Annotated in this window: 19 protein-coding genes; 6 read left to right on the forward strand and 13 right to left on the reverse strand. The window is 63.6% G+C overall.

Going from position 1 to position 18139, the window contains the following annotated elements; genetic code table 11:
- Nucleotides 1-141 precede the first annotated feature (141 nt).
- From GGQ99_RS10935 to GGQ99_RS10955, 5 genes are all read left to right on the forward strand, one after another.
- The gene (locus tag GGQ99_RS10935) at nt 142-936 is read left to right on the forward strand and encodes a response regulator (protein WP_108606681.1); all 795 of its coding nucleotides are present in this window, start codon (nt 142-144) and stop codon (nt 934-936) included.
- Nucleotides 937-1011: 75 nt separating this feature from the next.
- Complete coding sequence (locus tag GGQ99_RS10940) at nt 1012-1176, forward strand: DUF1328 domain-containing protein (protein WP_108606680.1); 165 nt, start codon at nt 1012-1014, stop codon at nt 1174-1176.
- A gap of 219 nt (nt 1177-1395) precedes the next feature.
- Nucleotides 1396-2361 (forward strand): sensor histidine kinase, encoded by a 966-nt coding sequence (locus tag GGQ99_RS10945; RefSeq protein WP_425486798.1) that lies wholly within the window; start codon nt 1396-1398, stop codon nt 2359-2361.
- Nucleotides 2362-2455: 94 nt separating this feature from the next.
- Nucleotides 2456-2776: a hypothetical protein gene (locus tag GGQ99_RS10950; protein ID WP_183262563.1), complete on the forward strand. Its 321-nt coding sequence runs from the start codon at nt 2456-2458 to the stop codon at nt 2774-2776.
- 170 nt (nt 2777-2946) lie between these two features.
- On the forward strand, nt 2947-3192 hold the full coding sequence (locus GGQ99_RS10955) for a YMGG-like glycine zipper-containing protein (RefSeq protein WP_108606677.1): 246 nt from the start codon (nt 2947-2949) through the stop codon (nt 3190-3192).
- A gap of 79 nt (nt 3193-3271) precedes the next feature.
- On the opposite strand, the gene GGQ99_RS10960 is transcribed toward GGQ99_RS10955, so the two are convergent.
- The 4 genes from GGQ99_RS10960 to xylF all read right to left on the reverse strand — a co-directional run bounded on the left by GGQ99_RS10960 (nt 3272) and on the right by xylF (nt 8330).
- Nucleotides 3272-4873: a CHASE domain-containing protein gene (locus GGQ99_RS10960; protein WP_183262564.1), complete on the reverse strand. Its 1602-nt coding sequence runs from the start codon at nt 4871-4873 to the stop codon at nt 3272-3274.
- 114 nt (nt 4874-4987) lie between these two features.
- Nucleotides 4988-5776: an ATP-binding cassette domain-containing protein gene (locus GGQ99_RS10965; protein ID WP_183262565.1), complete on the reverse strand. Its 789-nt coding sequence runs from the start codon at nt 5774-5776 to the stop codon at nt 4988-4990.
- Between the two features lie 21 nt (nt 5777-5797).
- Nucleotides 5798-7150, reverse strand: coding sequence for a sugar ABC transporter permease (locus GGQ99_RS10970; protein ID WP_183262566.1), 1353 nt, complete (start codon nt 7148-7150; stop codon nt 5798-5800).
- A gap of 139 nt (nt 7151-7289) precedes the next feature.
- Nucleotides 7290-8330, reverse strand: coding sequence for a D-xylose ABC transporter substrate-binding protein (xylF, locus tag GGQ99_RS10975; protein WP_108606674.1), 1041 nt, complete (start codon nt 8328-8330; stop codon nt 7290-7292).
- Between the two features lie 249 nt (nt 8331-8579).
- Between xylF and GGQ99_RS10980 the strand changes: the two genes are divergently transcribed.
- The gene (locus GGQ99_RS10980; protein WP_183262567.1) at nt 8580-9830 is read left to right on the forward strand and encodes an ROK family protein; all 1251 of its coding nucleotides are present in this window, start codon (nt 8580-8582) and stop codon (nt 9828-9830) included.
- Between the two features lie 35 nt (nt 9831-9865).
- On the opposite strand, the gene GGQ99_RS10985 is transcribed toward GGQ99_RS10980, so the two are convergent.
- The 9 genes from GGQ99_RS10985 to pstC all read right to left on the reverse strand — a co-directional run bounded on the left by GGQ99_RS10985 (nt 9866) and on the right by pstC (nt 18116).
- Nucleotides 9866-10591 carry a ferric reductase-like transmembrane domain-containing protein gene (locus GGQ99_RS10985; RefSeq protein ID WP_183262568.1) on the reverse strand — a complete coding sequence of 242 codons (726 nt, stop codon included), beginning with the start codon at nt 10589-10591 and terminating at the stop codon, nt 9866-9868.
- Nucleotides 10588-11049: a hypothetical protein gene (locus GGQ99_RS10990; protein ID WP_183262569.1), complete on the reverse strand. Its 462-nt coding sequence runs from the start codon at nt 11047-11049 to the stop codon at nt 10588-10590. Before GGQ99_RS10990 ends, GGQ99_RS10985 begins: the two co-directional genes overlap by 4 nt.
- A gap of 75 nt (nt 11050-11124) precedes the next feature.
- Complete coding sequence (locus tag GGQ99_RS10995; protein ID WP_343061712.1) at nt 11125-11934, reverse strand: L,D-transpeptidase; 810 nt, start codon at nt 11932-11934, stop codon at nt 11125-11127.
- A gap of 330 nt (nt 11935-12264) precedes the next feature.
- On the reverse strand, nt 12265-12687 hold the full coding sequence (locus GGQ99_RS11000; RefSeq protein WP_183262570.1) for a hypothetical protein: 423 nt from the start codon (nt 12685-12687) through the stop codon (nt 12265-12267).
- 271 nt (nt 12688-12958) lie between these two features.
- On the reverse strand, nt 12959-13648 hold the full coding sequence (gene phoB, locus GGQ99_RS11005; RefSeq protein WP_108609689.1) for a phosphate regulon transcriptional regulator PhoB: 690 nt from the start codon (nt 13646-13648) through the stop codon (nt 12959-12961).
- 97 nt (nt 13649-13745) lie between these two features.
- Nucleotides 13746-14450: a phosphate signaling complex protein PhoU gene (phoU, locus tag GGQ99_RS11010; protein WP_108606668.1), complete on the reverse strand. Its 705-nt coding sequence runs from the start codon at nt 14448-14450 to the stop codon at nt 13746-13748.
- Nucleotides 14451-14490: 40 nt separating this feature from the next.
- Entirely contained in the window at nt 14491-15312 is an 822-nt protein-coding gene (gene pstB / locus GGQ99_RS11015; RefSeq protein ID WP_108609688.1) for a phosphate ABC transporter ATP-binding protein PstB, read from the reverse strand.
- 24 nt (nt 15313-15336) lie between these two features.
- The gene (gene pstA / locus GGQ99_RS11020) at nt 15337-16653 is read right to left on the reverse strand and encodes a phosphate ABC transporter permease PstA (protein ID WP_108606667.1); all 1317 of its coding nucleotides are present in this window, start codon (nt 16651-16653) and stop codon (nt 15337-15339) included.
- Nucleotides 16650-18116, reverse strand: a complete 1467-nt coding sequence (gene pstC / locus GGQ99_RS11025) for a phosphate ABC transporter permease subunit PstC (RefSeq protein WP_183262571.1) — start codon at nt 18114-18116, stop codon at nt 16650-16652. Before pstC ends, pstA begins: the two co-directional genes overlap by 4 nt.
- Nucleotides 18117-18139: the final 23 nt, after the last annotated feature.

The following is an 18139-nucleotide window of genomic DNA, read 5'->3' on the forward strand; positions in this document are numbered from 1 at the left end:
AACCTTGTCCGGTTTCCCGAATTTTGCACCCAACTCCCCAAATGCGGATAGGTTCCACGTAAGAGGAACTTTTGCACAGGCAACGCGTTGTGGCACGCTTCCACGAAGATATGACAGCGTCACATGAGGGAAACGTCGAATATGACCCTATCCACTAGAATTGCTCCACACCTGCCCTATCTCCGCCGCTTCTCACGCGCCGTGTCGGGCTCCCAGGGAAGTGGGGACGCATTGGTGGCCGCGATGCTCGAAGCGCTCATCGACGACATTGACGTGTTCCCCTCCGCCTCCAACGACCGCATCGCGCTCTACAAGGTCTTTGCGCGTCTCTTCACCTCGGTATCGATCCGGGTACCGCAGGAATCGTCGCCCCTGGCCTGGGAAAAGCGTGCCGCGGCCAATCTGTCCGCAATCGCCCCGCGCCCACGCCAGGCCTTCCTTCTTGTCGCCGTCGAAGGTTTCAACGACATCGAGGCGGCCGAGGTGCTCGACACCGACCAGGAAGAATTCGCCCGGTTGCTGCAGGAGGCGAGCGGCGAGATTTCGCGTCAGGTCGCAACCGACATCCTGATCATCGAGGACGAACCGCTGATTGCCATGGACATCGAGGAGATGGTGGAAAGCCTCGGCCATCGTGTCGTCGGAACGGCACGTACGCATGCAGAGGCTGCAGCGCTGTTCAAGCGGACACGGCCGCAGATGATCCTCGCCGACATCCAGCTCGCCGACGGCAGTTCCGGCATCGAGGCCGTCAACGAGATGCTGGCTGCAAGGCCGTTGCCTGTCATCTTCATCACCGCCTTCCCCGAGCGCCTGCTGACCGGCGAGCGTCCTGAGCCGGCGTTCCTCGTCACCAAGCCCTTCAACCCCGAAATGGTCAAGGCGCTGATTAGCCAGGCATTGTTCTTTGACAGGCAGGCAAAGGCTGCGGCATAGCCCTTTTTAGCACCGCCCCAGGGAACCAACCTTGGGGCGGAACGTTTTTCATCTATCATTTGAAGGAGATAGATCATGCTCTATTGGGCGCTCGTATTCCTTGTCGTTGCGATCATCGCCGGCGCCCTTGGCTTCGGCGGCATCGCCGGAACTTCGGCCGGCATCGCGCAGATCCTGTTCTTCGTCTTCCTCGCCTTCCTGGTGATCTCGCTCATCGCGGGCCTGTTCAGGCGCGCATGATCGCCTCGGCAAGATGAAGCACCAATCCCAAACTGGAAGCCGGCCCCCTCAGTCGGAATCCAGCGCCGCCGGGTAGCGCTCCTTCTTGAAGCGCTGCCCGGCGGTACCGTTTCAGCAGCATCGGAGTGTGCGCATCGCGTCGTCACCGCAAGCTGAAAAACCCGTGAAGGCGGCTCGTCTATGGCCAATCCCTCTCCATCGATGGGAAAAAGTTCCAGGTTGGACGCCGCCTTCTTCCATGCCTCCCGCAATGCCGGCATCGCCGTTCTGTACCAGGACCGCAAGCTGCGGACTGTCTGGTCACACAACCTCCAGCCGCCATGGGAGGAAGTCATCGGGGGGCACGGAAGCGACCACAACCTGCTTCCGGCGCAACAGGCCGACCGGTTGGTCGCGGCCAAGAAGAACGCCATCGCCACCGGCAGTTCCGGCGGCCTCGAGATCAGCCTGGCCGACAAATCTTCCGGCATGCGCTGGTTCGAAATCTGCATCGACGCCGACCGCTCGGCCCGGGGCCAGGTTCAGGGCGTGGTCGTCACGGTCATCGAGACCACCGAGCAGAAACTGCGCGAGCAGACACTCAAGGCGCTCTTGCGCGAGGTCAGTCACCGCTCCAAGAACCTGCTCGCCATCATTCAGAGCATCGCCAGCCAGACCGGCCACTATTCGACTTCCGTCGACGGCTTTCTCGAGCGCTTTCGCGGCCGGCTCCAGTCCATTGCCTCATCGCAGGATCTGGTCACGTCGTCCAACTGGCGCGGCGCCGGCTTCCGCGAGCTGGTGATCGGCCAGGTCGGGCGCTACAGCATTGACACCGGTCAAGCTGTGCGGATCTCCGGCGACGACCCCTACCTCAATCCCAACGCTGCCTTGCACATCGGCCTCGCCGTGCATGAGTTGGCCGTCAACTCGGCGAGTTACGGCGCGCTTGCCCACAACGGCGGCTATGTCGAGGTAACCGCCGTTGCAGCTCCGGATGCTGACGGCGAGGTGCACATGACCGTTCGCTGGACCGAGGCGATAGGCCCGGTTCCAGACAGCGAGTCGCGCAAGAAGCGCTTCGGCAGCGTAGCGCTAGAGCGGGTCGTCCCCGCCGCGCTCAACGGCACTGCCGAACTCGAGATCGGCCCCGACAGGCTGGAATATCGGCTGGTCATGCCCAAGGCCAATTTCGAACTGGAGTGAGGCGGCTCGCTCGGTTGGTTTCAATCGATCGAGCTACCTGCAGTGGCGGAACTTTTGACCCTACCTCCTCGTTTCTTGACGAAGGTGGTTTGCCATGGAACACATCGCAGCACTTCTGTTGGTTATTTCCTGCTCGCAGGACCTGTCCGGATGCCGTGAGATTCCGGCACCGACGCCCCTGTTCGAGGTCTACGAGGATTGCCAGGCCGCGTTGCCCAAGGCCGTGAGCATGCTCGCGCCGCAGCATCCCCGGATCCTCGCCAAATGCCTTGAAGTCGACCCCGCGCTTGAGGATGAATACAACCAGCTGACCTGGAACGTGCTGCCGAACGGAATGCTCGACGCGTCGCTTTCCGTCTCCAGCGTCGTCGCCGTTTCCGAGCCGGCGCAACCGGGGGAAGTGTATCTTCATTGACCGAATCGCAGCGCGGATTTTCGCGGCCGTTGCCGCAGCCCCCATTCCGCGCGCCTGCCTGCTGACCCTAACTGATTGAATTTACGTACTGCCTCGAAAAATGATTCCGCATTTCGAGGCGATGCGCTAAGTGTCGAACGGGACGATGTTAAAGTGAGAGGACTGATTGAATGAAGAAAGTTATTCTTGCGATTGCAGCCGTCGTTGCAATCTCCGGCTGCACCACCACCGAACGTGACGTTGTGACCGGGACGGGCGTTGGTGCAGTCGCTGGCGCCCTGATCGGCGGCGGCAGGGGCGCGGTCATCGGCGGCGCCGTCGGCGCGGCGTCGGGCCTTCTGGTCCGCAACCTGCGCAACGGCTACTGCGAGTATCGCAATAGCCGCGGCCAGATCTACACCGCGCGCTGCCGCTGAGCCTGCGGCACGAACAAATCGCCCGGCGCCGGCTCTGCCCGTCGCCGGGCTTTTTCATTGCCTCAAGCGTAGCCGCCGCTCAGCCGCGGTAGGGAATATCGATCTCGACCCTAAGGCCGTCCGCGGCATAGGTCCGCTCGATCTTGCCGCCCAGTTCGCGCGTGATGTTCATGTCTATCAGCTTGGTGCCGAAGCCGATCTTCTCGGGTTTCGTCACGCCATTCTGGTTACGCTCCATCCAGTTGAGCAGCAACCGCCGCCCCTTGCCCTTGCCGGACAGCCGCCAATCCACCTTGAGCCCACCGACGGAATTGTCGCCGTCGCCATATTTCAGCGCGTTGGTCGCCAACTCGTGGAAAGTCAGCCCCAGCGCCTGCGTCGTCGTCTCGTCCAGTTCGACCAGGTCCCCCTTCATCATGTCCTCGGGTAATTCCTTGCCGAACACCTGGCCGAGTTCGATGCGCAGCAACTCGCCCAAATCGGCCTTCTGCCAGCGCGAGCGCGTCAGCATGTCCTGGGATGCAGCCATCGCCTGCAGGCGCGCTGAAAAGGACGCCGAGAACTCATCGATGTCCTTCGCGCCTGAAGCCGTCTGGCGCGCCATGGCCAGCACCCGCGCAATCGAGTTCTTGATGCGGTGCTTCATTTCCTGAAGCATCAGGTCCTTTTCCAGCAGGCTCTTCTCGCTCGCCTCATGAAGCAGCGTCGCCGCCTCATAGGCACGCTGCTGGTAGCGGGCCACAAGCGCGATGGAACCTGCAAGCACAAGTCCGAACAGACCAAGCATCAACGGTGCCGTGCTTGGCGACGGTGGCACGAAAGCAGTGCTCGGCCTGAAATTGATCGTCCATTTGCGGCCGGCCACATTGGCTTCGCGCGTCACCGAAAAATCGTCGCCATAACTGGCGTCGGGCGGCGCTTGCGAGCGGAACAACAGCGTGTCGTCATCCCTGGTGCCGTCGAACACTTCAACCGCCAGCGGCAGCAGCGGAGCCTTGCCCAGCGCCGCCTGGAACAATTCGGCAGAGCGGAAGGCGACATAGAGCAAACCGGCGGGTGCCGCACCCGCGCCTTCAGGCCGGTCGACGCGCGCGAAAACCAGAATGCCAGGCTGCCTGGCGTTGTCACCCTGGCCGAGCAGCACACGTCCGGTCGCCCGTGGCTCGCCTTGCGCCGCCATTGCCGATTCGATTGCGCTCCGACGCAGCGGATCGGTCGCCATGTCGAAACCCATCGCATCGAGGCTGGCCTTGCTCATCGGCTCGAACAGCACGATCGGCGTCCGCCACTGCAGCTCGGTTTGCGGGAAAGGCACCCGGTCGATGCCGTAGCCGTCCTTCAGCTCGCGCGTGATTGCGTCGCTGTCGGCACTGTTGATGAACCTGACGAAGCCGATGCCTCGCAGGCTGGGGAAGTTCCGTTCTGCATCGAGCGATTCAAAGTAGTCTCGAAACTCGTCGCGCGAGAGTTTGCCCTTCTGGGCGGCAAACATCGCCTGTGTCGCGTGCAACAGGGCAAGGTCGAACTCGACACGGCCCTCGATGCGGTTGAGCGCATCGTCGGCCACGGACTGGAACTTGATGCGGGCTGCCTCGACGGTTGCCAGATAGACGAGCGCCGCCATGGTCAGGCTAACCAGCGTGACTCCAACAAAGATCAGACTGGGGAAGTACTTTCTCAATTCCGGCCGGCTCGTGTCACCCTGCAACCATTAAAGCATGATCGCGAAAAGTGGGAACTGCTTTTCGCGATCACGCTTTTAGCCAGGGTCATACGCCGCCGGGAAGTTGGCAGATCAGGCCGCGATCTGCATCGCTCCCGGTCCGGGGATCGCGCCGGGCGGGCACTTGCCGAGGATGATCATGCCGAGCACCTCGTCCTTGGTCACGTCCTGGGTACGTGCCGTGCCCACCACCTGGCCGTTCTTCATCACGCAGACGCGGTCGGCGAGGTCGAACACGTCGTGGATGTCGTGGCTGATCAGGAAGATGCCGATGCCGTCGGCCTTGAGCTGCTTGACCAGTTCGCCGACCTGCGCCGTCTCCTGGGGTCCGAGCGCTGCCGTCGGCTCGTCCATGATCAGGATGCGGGCATTGAACAGGATGGCGCGCGCGATCGCCACCGACTGTCGCTGGCCGCCGGAAAGCTTGCTCACCGGCTCCTTGAAGCGCTGGAAGCGCGGGTTGAGCCTGCCCATCACCTTGCGTGCCTCGGCCTCCATGGCGACGTCGTCGAGCGTGCCGTAGGCGGTCATGATCTCGCGTCCGAGGAACAGGTTGGCGGCGGCGTCGACATTGTCGGCCAGCGCCAGCGTCTGGTAGATCGTCTCGATGCCATATTTCTTGGCGTCGCGCGGGTTGGAGATCTGCGCCTCCTCGCCACGAACGAAGATTGCGCCGCTGTCACGCTTGTAGGCGCCCGACAGGATCTTGATCAGCGTCGACTTGCCGGCGCCATTGTGGCCGAGCAGCGCCACCACTTCACCGGGATAGAGGTCGACCGAGGCATCGTCGACGGCGCGGATGCCGCCGAAGGCAATGGAGATGTTCTTGAGGTCGACGAGCGGGATACGGGTCTGTTCCATGATCTTGGCTCCCGGATTTCGTTAGACGCGCTTGCGGTAGAGCGTGTCGAGCCAGACGGCCACGACCAGCACCAGGCCGACGACGATGTTCTGCAGCGGCGTGTCGATGTTGAGCAGCACCATGCCCGACTGCAGCGACTGCATCAGCAGAGCGCCCAGCATGGCACCCGCAACTGTGCCGGCCCCACCGGCGAGCGAGGTGCCGCCGATGACCGCCGCGGCGATGACCAGCAACTCGTCCAGCGTGCCGAGCGAGTTGGTGGCAGAGTTCAGGCGGGCACTGGAAACCGCCGCGCTGATCGCTGCCAGCACGCCCATGATCATGAACACCTTCATGGTGATCCAGCGCGTGTTGATGCCGGCGAGGTTGGCGGCTTCGGGGTTGCCGCCGATGGCGAAGACATAGCGGCCGAAGCGTGTGCGGTTGGTGACGAAGGTCATGACGATGCCCACGGCCACCGCGATCAGGACGGGAATGGCAATGCCATGGGCGATGAACAGCCCGCCTTCGGGGATCGTGATGCCATTGGCCTCGGCGTATCGGCGCACGATGCCGATCGGCCAAGGATAAGAATTGGCAATCCAGATCGCACCGAGGATCACTCCGCAGGTAACGGCACCAAGAAATGCCTCGGCCCAGAGCGGCCGCAGCGGGAACTTGAACCGCTTGCGTTGCTGGCGACCGTTCAGCAGCGCGAGAACCACGGCCAGGCATGCGACAAGACCGACGATCCAGCTCCATGTCGCGCCGATGGCGCCCTGGGGACCACCGCCCATCAGTTGGAAGGTCGCATCGAGCGGCGCGATCGTCTGGCCACTGGTGACCCACCAGGCCGCGCCGCGCCAGATCAGCAATCCGCCCAGCGTCACGATGAAGGCGGGAACCTCCATATAGGCGATGACGAAGCCCTGCAGCGCACCGATCACCAGGCCAAGCGCAATGCCGATGGCAAGTGCCAGCGCCCAGATCCATGGATTGCCGAGTTCGAGACCGACGGTCCTGACCAGGAAATGCACCTGGGCGAAGCCCATCACCATGCCGATCAGGCCTTCGGCCGAGCCGACCGACAGATCGATGTTGCGCATGACGATGACCAAAACCATGCCGGTGGCCATGATAGCCACGGCGGAAGCCTGTACCGACAGGTTCCACAGGTTACGGAAGGTCAGGAAGGTGCGGCTGTCGAACTCAAATGGGTTGACGCCGAGGCGCAGGCTCGAAATCACCTGCAGTCCGATCCAGATCAGCAACAGCGCGCCGACCATGCCGAGCATGCGCGTATCGATCTCGGTTGCCTTGAGGAAACGCCCGATTGGGGTGAGCTCGGTCGTTCGCGCTCGGTCGGCCGGCGCGTTGGTTGTCGTGTCTGTCATTGTTACCTCCCGACCGGATGGCCGTCTAAGCGGCAGCCGGTGTGCGCATGATAGGGTCAATCCGCCATGTCATGAAGCGGGCGCTTTTGAAAAACGCCGCGGCAAGCCGCGGCGTTTGACCGATCGGATGAAGCCGATCTTAGTTGCAGGCTGCGACCGAACCGGCCGCCACGCCCTGGCAGACCACGTCCTTGCCGACCCAGCCGGCGTCGATGACGACGTTGAGGTTTTCCTTGGTGATCGGAACCGGCGTCAGGAAGACCGAGTTCAGCTCGAGGCCGCCGGGCGTCTTGAACTTGGTGACGTTGGCGATCTCTTCCATCTTCTTGCCGTCGGCGAGCTGCGAGGCGATCTCGGCCGCGTTCTTGCCGAGTTCGCGCGCATCCTTCCACACCGACACGGTCTGGGTGCCGAGCGCGATGCGGTTGAGCGCGGCATGGTCGCCGTCCTGGCCCGAAACCGGAACCGAGCCGGCAAGGCCCTGTGCCTGCAGGGCCGCGATCGCGCCACCGGCGGTGCCGTCGTTCGAAGCCACGACCGCGTCGATCTTGTTGTCGTTGGCGGTCAGGAACTGCTCCATGTTCTTCTGGGCATTGGCGGGCAGCCAGCCGTCGGTATAGGCCTCGCCGACATTCTTGATCTTGCCGGCGTCGACGGCTTCCTTGAGCACTTCCATCTGGCCCGCGAACAGGAAGTCGGCGTTCGGATCGGCACCGCTGCCCTTGATGAAGACGTAGTTGCCTTCAGGCTTGGCGGCGAACACGCCCTTGGCCTGCATGCGGCCGACTTCCTTGTTGTCGAAGGTCAGGTAGAAGGCGTCCTTGTTCTCGATCAGGCGGTCGTAGCCGACGACCGGGATGCCCTCGGCGACGGCCTTGTCGACGGCCGGACCGATGGCGCTGGCGTCCTGTGCCAGGATGATCAGCGCATTGGCGCCCTGCGAGATCAGGCTTTCGACGTCGGTCAGCTGCTTGGCCGGCGACGACTGCGCGTCGGCCGAAATGTACTTGTCACCGGCGGCCTCGATGGCGGCCTTCATGGCGGCTTCGTCGGTCTTCCAGCGCTCTTCCTGGAAGTTCGACCACGACACGCCGACAACCTTGTCCTTCGCCTCGGCGACAGCCGAAAGCGATAGAGTCATGGCGACGCCCGCCAGAATGGCGGTGGTAAACTTTTTCATGATTTTCCTCCCTGCGCCCAACGGGCGCGCCTTCTTCGCGATAGCCCTTGGAGAAGCTCTTTTTTTCGAGCCTCGAAAAAATAGTGACTCAACCGCCTGTCGCTGTCAACATGGTTTCGCAACGCTTCCCTATTTTTTTCGGAGCTCGAAATAAATAAAGACATTTGCCCTCCGCTCTGTCACAATGGCTTGGCGCGATAGGGACTGCCGCTTAAGAAGGCAGCGCTTCGCCGGGAGGAAGACGAGCACATGTCGGTCGGCATACGTCACGACGATCTGAGACGACGCAATCGAGCTATGGTTATATCCGCAGTTCGCCGCGCCAGCCAGCCTTCGCGCACAGAGATTGCCGCCACCACCGGCCTCAGCCATTCCACCATATCGACGATATCGTCCGACCTCATCGCAGAGGGCATTCTCGCCGAAGCCAAGGGCTCCGAGCCGGTCTCGATGAAGCGCGGCCGGCCGCAGGTCGCCTTGACGCTGGAGCCCAGGGCGGCATCGATCGTTGCCGTCGTGCTTTCGCTCAACAGCCTGTCGGCCGCCATCATCGACTATGCCGGCAACACCATCGTCGAGGACACCAGGCGGCTGGTGACCCAACGCATGCCGGCCGAAGCCTTGATCGACGAATGCATCGCCATGATCCGGCGCCTGATCGAGGGGGTCGCCACCTCCGGAGGGCCGGTGCTGCGCATTGCGATCGCGGTCCAGGGCATCACCGATTCCGGCTCGCGCAAGCTGCTGTGGTCGCCGATCACGAGACACGATGACATCCCTTTCGCCGACCGGCTCGAACAGGAGTTCGGCGTGCCGGTGACGGTGGAGAACGACTGCAACATGATCGCCGAGGCGCTGCGCTGGCGCGATCCCGTGCGCTACCGCGACGACTTCATCGCCATCCTTCTGTCGCACGGCATCGGCATGGGTCTTGTCATCAAGGGCGAACTGTTCACCGGCACGCAGTCCTCCGGCGCCGAGTTCGGCCACATGATCCACCGCCCCAACGGCGCGCTCTGCCGCTGCGGCCGCCGCGGCTGCATCGAGGCCTATGCCGGCAACTACGCCATCTGGCGCAACGCCAAGCTTGGCGACGAGAATGCCGAGCCGCTGGCCGACCTGTCCGACGACGACATCACGGCGCTCGCCGATGCCGCCCGCGACCATGACGGTCCCGAGCGCGAGGCTTTCCGCAAGGCCGGCGAAGCCATCGGCTTCGGCCTGGGCTCGATGTTTGCGCTGTTCGACCCGGCGCCGCTCGCCTTCGTCGGCGTCGGCGCCACGGCTTTCGACCTGATGGAGCCGCATGTGCTGTCGGCGATCGCCAAGACAGCCGGCGGGCTGCACTCGAAGGCAATCTCGTTCGATACCGAGCCCAACGAGGTTCCGCTCAAGCGCGAGGGCGCAATGATGCGCGCCCTGCTCCATGTCGATCAGGAGATATTCGCGGCCCGTTTGGGCGGAGCCACCCCTGCGAGTGCAGGAAAGAACGTCGCCTAGCCGCGCCCGTCCGCTGCGGCTTTTGGCACGAGGGGTCACCTGGAACTGTTCCTTTTCTTGCTCCAGGTCGAACGGAAGGCCGCGGCTCTAAGCAGGAGCACCGACAGCACGGCCGCCACAAAAGGCCACTGCAGCGGGTTCGGCTCGGGCATCGGACGATGGAAGCTCAGGAAGTGCATGAACAGGAAATAGGCCGTGTGCAGCAAGGCAAGTCCCCACAGCACTGTTGCGGCGTTCTGCAGAAACTTCCAGACCGAAGAACCGAGCATGCGGATTGACCGGTCGTTCGAGGTCGACATGAGCACGAGCGCATAGGCAAGGGCTGCAATCCCCGTCAGGTTGGCCAGACCGAAGCCGTGCTGGAACATCACATATTCACCCGTCTGTGGGTTCATTTCGTAGCCGAAGAGCCGCGCGAAATCCCACTCGACCCAGCCTTCGAGTATGATGATCGTATGCACGGCCGCCAGAAGGGTCGCGTAGATGCCGGTCTCCCGCCGATAGGCCACCACCCGGAGCAAGGCGGGCCACAGGCGCGACAATGGCCCGATCGACATGGTGATCACCAGAAGCGCCAGCGATGCGTCCGCGAATGCACGGTTCCACCGGTGCATCGGGCTCCACTGCCCGTGAACGACGGCGAATGCATAGACCAGTGCGCCAGCAAGCCCGACAACCACGACATGACGAAGCAGCGTCCGGCGCCACAATAAAGGGACTGGCTGACCGGCGCGGACGCGATCGCTTGGGATATCGGTCATTGCAGATACTCCGGTTGCATGGCGGCATCCACTCGACGAGCGCGTATTTCGTGCCATGACGCAGCAGTGAGGAACGCAATGCCGAGCGCTGAAATCACGGGGCGGATCGGGTCGAACCACATCATCAGGAATTCGCCCCCGAACAGAAGCATGAGGATCTTGTTGCACGTCGGGCAGGCGATGCCGATGAAACCGGCCACGCCGCCGATGCCCGCGCGGCGCACTGAACAGACGGGTCGCCGCACGGCGACATAAAGCCCCGAGAGCGCCGACAGGACCACCAAAACGGGCAGTTCCCAGCCCGCGACGGGGGTCATCCGGACAAACAGCGGATTGTCCCAGAGCGCCGAAACGGTGCCCAGCGCGGCAAAGCTCAGGATGGCCACGGCCATCCCCTTGAGAACTGCGCCGCCATGCCAAGACCCTGACTGCGCCAAGCCGATGATGCGGTCATTCATGTCGTGTCTGCTCCAAATTGGCCGGACGGCGCTTCGCAAGCCGGCCGGCGAGAACCTGCTGGGGTGACCGCTACATCAGCCGGCTTGCGAAGCGCTGCTGCCGGCGACCTCATGCGAATGGGGTTGGGTCGGATCGCCCAGCACCAGGATGGGCGACTGGCTCGGCACCCGTTCGTACAGATCGATGATGTCCTGGTTCATCAGGCGAACGCAGCCGCTCGAGACCGCCTTGCCAATAGTCCAGTACTCGGGCGTTCCGTGAACGCGATAGAGTGTGTCGACCTTGCCTTGGAAAACGTAGAGGGCCCGTGCTCCCAGTGGGTTTTCGAGGCCGGGCGGCATGCCGCCACGGTCGGCGCCCCACTGGGCGAGATTTGGTTGACGCGCGATCATCTCGTCGGGCGGCGTCCATTTCGGCCATTCCTGTTTCCAGCCGATGCGGCCCCTTCCCGCCCAGGTGAAGCCAGCCCGGCCGAGCCCGACGCCGTAGCGCATGGCCTTGCCGTCCGGCTGGACGAGGTAGAGGTAGAAATTATCCGTGTCGACGACCAGCGTTCCGACCGGTTCCTCGGTGACATAGTCGACCTGCCGCCGGTAATAGCGGCTCGGCACCTTGGTCAGGTCGATCGCGGCAATGGGGAACTTCTCGTTCGGCAGCGGGCCGTACATCGCAAGGGCATTGCTGTCGACGACCGGCGGCGGCGCCTTCTTGACCGGCGCACTTGCGGCCGGCACGGTCGCTTGTTGGGTGCTGACGCAGCCGGACACCGCAAGCGTCCCCAGCCCGGCTACGCCGGCGAGAAAACGCCGGCGGCTCAATGCCGAGCCACCTCCGGGCATCGACGCGGCGCCCGCGGCGTTCGTTTCAAAAGTGTTCCTAGTCATTGGCAGTCTCCTGGCACCATTTCCTGTATTTCGGGCGACACTCGGTCGTGGAGGTCGATGACCGGTCGTTGACCATGCGCATGCAGCCACTCGGAACCGATCCGCCGACCGGTGACGGCTCGTGCGTGCGGGCGCACGTCATCTAGCTGTTGCCGCGAGCAAAGCACGCGGGCTCCTTGCGGGCTGGCGGGAATGCCAGCCGGCGGCTTCGCTACGGCGGACGCGCTCGGGCCTGGCCCAAGCGCAAGAGTTTCTCGGGAAGATCGTCCGTCTCCTCATCGCAACTGATTTCGGACGGCCTCGCCGGTGCGAGGGCCGAACGGTCAAAAATCAGGCAGCGATCGGAGGCCGAAGAAACGATGCGCTCGCCACGCGACGCGGCATGGGATCTGGGAGCCGCTTGCGAAGCATCGTGTGGATCGGTGCGGCAAGCTCGTCATGGGCCTGCCAGGCAGGGCAGTCGCCCAGGCAGTGTGTGCTGGTGCTGTGCTCGTCGGACGTCTCGCCGGTGCAGCGATCCAGGGAAGGCAAGCACCCATCGGGCGCGGCGATAACTTCCGCCTGCCCGGTTGTCACCGGCTGCGCGCCAATGTTCGTGCCTGCGGCCTCTGCCCGATCGAGGGGCAGCCCGTAAAGCATGGTGATCAGCACCAGAACAATGGCCGAGACAACGTTGCGCACAAGGCGCCAGCTAGCATGAAAATGGACAATTTTTGGTATCGATGACATCACGAAACCGTCATCGCAGGCCATTTAATCTACCGTTGCTGAAGAAGTTACCCATCAGCGACATGGATCATTAGTTGTTCCTGCAGAAAAACCATCCCGCCGCCAGAAGGTTTGCTTGCATCGACACCAAAGCATCGCGACGCAGGCGAGCTGTCATGATCGAGTGCCAATCGCGCGGCCGCGCCGCCACCCTGGCGGAGCACAAATCGACGACGCGCCTACCGACCCGATCTGCTGCAGGCCGCAGCTTGCCTAGGCCCGCTTGCGGCCAGAACGAAACAACGGTCGTCGAGCGCTAATCCTCGCGGATGGCGTAGCCGGCACCGCGGATGGTGCGGATGACGTCGGGCATGCGGCCGTTGTTGACCGCCTTGCGCAGGCGCCCGACATGCACGTCGACGGTGCGCTCGTCGATATAGATCGTCTCGCCCCAGACATTGTCGAGCAGCTGGCTGCGCGAGAACACCCTGCCCGGATGCCGCATCATGAATTCGAGCAGGCGGAATTCGGTCGGCCCGAGCTTGATCTCGCTCTTCTTGCGGTAGACCCGGTGCGACTCGCGGTCGAGCATGATGTCGCCTACCTTGAGGATGGACGACAGCACCTCGGGCTTGGCCCGGCGCAGCAGCGCCTTCACCCGCGCCATGAACTCGGGCGTCGAGAACGGCTTGACCAGATAGTCGTCCGCACCGGTCGACAGCCCGCGCACCCGGTCGCTCTCTTCGCCGCGCGCCGTCAGCATGATGATCGGCAGCCGTTCGGTATCGGGCCGCATCCTCAGCCTGCGGCACAGCTCGATGCCGGAAAGTGCCGGCACCATCCAGTCGAGTACCAGCAGATCGGGCACGTTTTCCTGGAGCCTGATCTCGGCTTCGTCGCCACGCGTGACGACTTCGACCTGATAACCTTCGGATTCGAGGTTGTAGCGAAGCAGCACGCCCAGCGGCTCTTCGTCCTCGACGACCATGACCTTGGGAGCGATCATCGGCTGTGCCTTTTCTTGGCGCATGACCCCGATCGGATCATGCGCGGATTAACTTGCCGCAGCGCCCCCGCGCCCCGCACATGCGGCGCTGAAGTGGTCAGGCCGACACTGCCGTCGTGGTCTCGTCGACCTTCGGGCGGTTGAGCGGCAATTGCGTGCCGGTGACCACGAAATAGGCGTTCTCGGCGACGTTGGTGACATGGTCGCCGATGCGCTCGAGGTTCTTGGCGCAGAACAGCAGATGCGTGCATGCGGTGATGTTGCGCGGATCTTCCATCATGTAGGTCAGGAGCTCGCGGAACACAGCCGTGTACTGGATGTCGATCTTCTGGTCGTCGTTGCGCAGTTCCTTCAGGCCTTCGGCCTGGCGCGCGACATAGAGATCGACCACGCCGCGGACCTGGCCGAGCACCAGCTGCGCCATCGCGTCGATGGAGTGCGAAAGGTTGCGCGGCGTCGGCGACTGGCCGACGGCACCGACACGCTTGGCGATGTTCTTGGCCAGGTCGCCGATGCGCTCGAGATCGCCGGCCATGCGGATGGCGCCGACCACGGCGCGCAAATCCTGCGCCATCGGCTGGCGCTTGGCGATCAGCGTGATCGCGCTGTTGTCGAGCTCGCGCTGCTTGGCGTCCATGATCGTGTCGTCGGCGACGACGTTCTGCGCCAGCGCCTGGTCGGACGAAAGCAGTGCGCGGATCGCACCTGCCACCATCGCGCCGGCCAGGTCGCCCATGTCGCGGATAACCTGGTCGACGTGTTTGAGTTCTTCGTCGAAGGACCGGACTGTGTGCTCGCCCATGGTGTGTTCCTCGTCTGATGCTGGTCGGAGCCGATATCGCTCAGCCGAAACGGCCGGTGATGTAGTCCTGCGTCCGCTTGTCGTCGGGGTTGGTGAACATCTTGTCGGTCGGGCCTTCCTCGACCAGATAGCCGAGATGGAACATCGCCGTGCGCTGCGACACGCGCGCCGCCTGCTGCATCGAGTGCGTCACGATGACGATGGTGTAGTTCTCGCGCAGCTCGTCGATCAACTCTTCGACCTTGGCGGTGGCGATCGGGTCGAGCGCCGAGCACGGCTCGTCCATCAGGATCACCTCGGGCGCAACCGCGATGGCGCGCGCGATGCACAGGCGCTGCTGCTGGCCGCCCGACAGGCCGGTGCCAGGCTCGTTGAGACGGTCCTTGGCTTCGTTCCACAGCGCTGCCTTCTGCAGGCTCTTCTCGACGATCTCGTCAAGCTCGGCCTTGTTCTTGGCGAGGCCGTGGATGCGCGGGCCGTAGGCGACGTTCTCGTAGATCGACTTGGGGAACGGGTTCGGCTTCTGGAACACCATGCCGACACGGGCACGCAACTCGACGACGTCGATCTTGGGATCGTAGATGTCTTCGTTGTCGAGCGTGATCTTGCCGCCGACACGGGCGCTGTCGATGGTGTCGTTCATGCGGTTGAGGCAGCGCAGAAAAGTCGACTTGCCGCAGCCCGAAGGGCCGATCAGCGCCGTCACCTGGTTCTGGCGGACATCGAGATTGACCCCGAACAGCGCCTGCTTGTCGCCATAGTGCACGGTGACCTGGTCGCCACGCATCTTGATGGGTTCATTGGGTCTGTTCATCTCGGCATTCACCGCGTCTTCGAGGGATTTCTCGGTCATGATGTTCATAGCAGGATGCTCCTTGTCCATGCCCTACCAGCGGCGCTCGAAGCGGCGGCGCAGGACGATGGCGACGATGTTCATGGCCATGAGGAAGATCAGAAGGATGATGATGGCGCCCGACATGCGCTCGACGAAGGCGCGCTCGGCCTCGTTCGCCCACATGTAGATCTGCACCGGCAAGGCCGTCGCCGGGTCGAAAGGCGTCTTGGGATAATCGGCGACGAACGCGACCATGCCGATCAGAAGCAGCGGCGCCGTCTCGCCGAGCGCACGCGCCAGGCCAATGATCGTGCCGGTCAGGATGCCGGGAGCGGCCAGCGGCAGGATGTGCTGGAACACCATCTGCATTTTCGACGCGCCGAGACCAAGCGCTGCCGAGCGGATCGACGGCGGCACCGCGGCGAGCGCGGCACGCGTTGCGATGATGATGGTCGGCAGCGTCATCAGCGTCAGCACGAGTCCGCCGACGAACGAGGCCGAGCGCGGCAGGCCGAGGAAATTGATGAACACCGCCAGGCCGAGCAGGCCAAAGACGATCGACGGCACGGCGGCGAGGTTGTTGATGTTGACCTCGATCAGGTCGGTGAAGCGGCTCTTCTTGGCGAATTCCTCGAGATAGATCGAGGCGGCGACACCGATCGGCAATGCCAGCAAAAGCACGATCACCATCATGTAGATCGAGCCGATCAGGGCGACGCCGACGCCCGAGGTCTCGGGCCGGCTCGACGCACCATAGCTGAACAGGCCGGTGTTGAAGTGCTCGGCCATCACGCCTTCGGCCTTGAGCTTGTTCATCCACTCGACCTGCTGGTCAGACACCTTGCGGCGGCTTTCCGGCACGTTGAGGTCGATCTGGCCCTTGTAGGCCGAGTCGAGATTGGCGGCCGCAAGGATGTCCACGTCCCGCGTCGTGCCGATGACCGACGGATCGGCCGCAACGATGGCCCTGAGCTGGACGCGCGAACCGTCCGACAGGAAGCCCTTGAGCTTGCGCACGGTGGCGCGGTCGCTCGGATCGATGCCGAGTTTTTCGATCAGCGCGGCCTCGGCGAGCTTGGGATAGTTCGCCGTGACCAGCACGTTCGGATCGGTCGCCCGCTTGTTGGACGGGTCGATGATCTTTTCGTCGAAATGGATCGGCAGCGTCACCGTCGTCTGCCAGAAGGCGGTGTAGCCCTTGGAGACGATCGAGGTCAGCATGACCCCAAGGAACGCCAGGCCGACCGCAATCGCCAGCACGCCATAGAGGCGGAAGCGGCGTTCGGCGGCGTAGCGTTTCTTGATGCCGATGTCGCGGCGCGGACGAGCCGCGGACGAGGCAAGCGTGTCGAGCGAAATATCGGTCATTCGTACTGCTCCCGGTACTTCCGGACGATGTAAAGCGCGACGATGTTCATCACCAGCGTCAGCGCGAAAAGCGTGATGCCGAGCGCGAAAGCGACCAGCGTCTGCGGCGTGTTGAACTCGAGGTCGCCGGTCAGCTGGTTGACGATCTTGACGGTGATGGTGGTCATCGCCTCGAACGGGTTGAGCGTCAGGTTGGCGGCAACGCCGGCCGCCAGCACCACGATCATCGTTTCGCCGATGGCGCGCGAAGCGGTCAGCAGGATGGCACCGACGATGCCCGGCAGCGCGGCTGGGAGGATGACGCGCTTGATCGTTTCCGAGCGCGTGGCGCCGAGTCCGAGCGAGCCGTCGCGCATGGCGCGCGGCACGGCGGTGATGATGTCGTCGGAGAGCGAGGAGACGACCGGGATCAGCATCACGCCCATCACCAGGCCGGCGGTCAGGATCGACTGCGCCTGGATGAACGGTGTGCCGCCGGCAAGTGCCGCGCTGATGTCGCGCAGGAAGGGTCCGAGCGTGACGAGCGCGAAGATACCGTAGACGATGGTCGGAATGCCGGCGAGCAGTTCGAGCGCCGGCTTGACCACCGCGCGCACCTTGGGCGCCGCATATTCCGACATGTAGACCGCCGACATCAGGCCGATCGGCACCGCGACCAACAGCGCCACGAAGGCGATATAGAGCGTGCCGGCCAGCAGCGGGATCAGGCCGAACTGGCCTTCCGCGCCACCGGAGCCGGCGGCCGCGAAACGCGGGTCCCACACCGTGCCGAAGAAGAAGTTGGTCAGCGGGATCTTTTCGAAGAACGCGATCGTCTGGAACAGCATCGACAGCACGATGCCGATGGTCGTCAGGATGGCCAGCGTCGAGGCGCCGAGCAGGCTCCACAGCATCACCTTCTCGACATGGTTGCGTGCCCTGCCGCGCGGGGTGATGCGGCTGAGGCCGTAGACCGATCCGAGCAGGGCAAGCCCGATCGAAACGACCGCGACGATCATGTCGAGACGATCGGAGACGCGGTTGGCGTCTGCGGCAATCGGGATCATGTAGTCCTGGGTATCGGGCGCCAGCGCCACGCCCTTTGCGGCGAGCATCGGCCGCAGTTCGGCAAAAGTCTGGGGCAATGCGGCAAGCGTCTGGCTGTCGAGCCGGCGCATGCCGCTGGCAAGGCTCTTGACCAGACCCGCCGCGAGATCTTCATGCGCCACCGTGCCGTCGGCGATATCGGCAGGCAGGGCCGCATGGATATGGCTGTTCAGATAGGCGCTCGCGCCGATATCCCAGGCCGCGAGAAACAGAACGGCCGGAATGACGCCCGTGAGGAACGCCCACCAGCCATGATAATGCGCCCGCGAGTGCGGCTTGACCGTTCCGTCGTCCTGCGCGCGCGCCCTTTGCCGGCCGATCACGAATGCGATCAGCCCGATTGCGAGTACGATGGCGAAGACGAGCAGGAAAGACATGGGCCGGCCTCGGTGAATTCGGT

The sequence above is a fragment of the Aminobacter niigataensis genome (assembly GCF_014200015.1).
In the GTDB taxonomy this organism is placed as follows: domain Bacteria; phylum Pseudomonadota; class Alphaproteobacteria; order Rhizobiales; family Rhizobiaceae; genus Aminobacter; species Aminobacter niigataensis.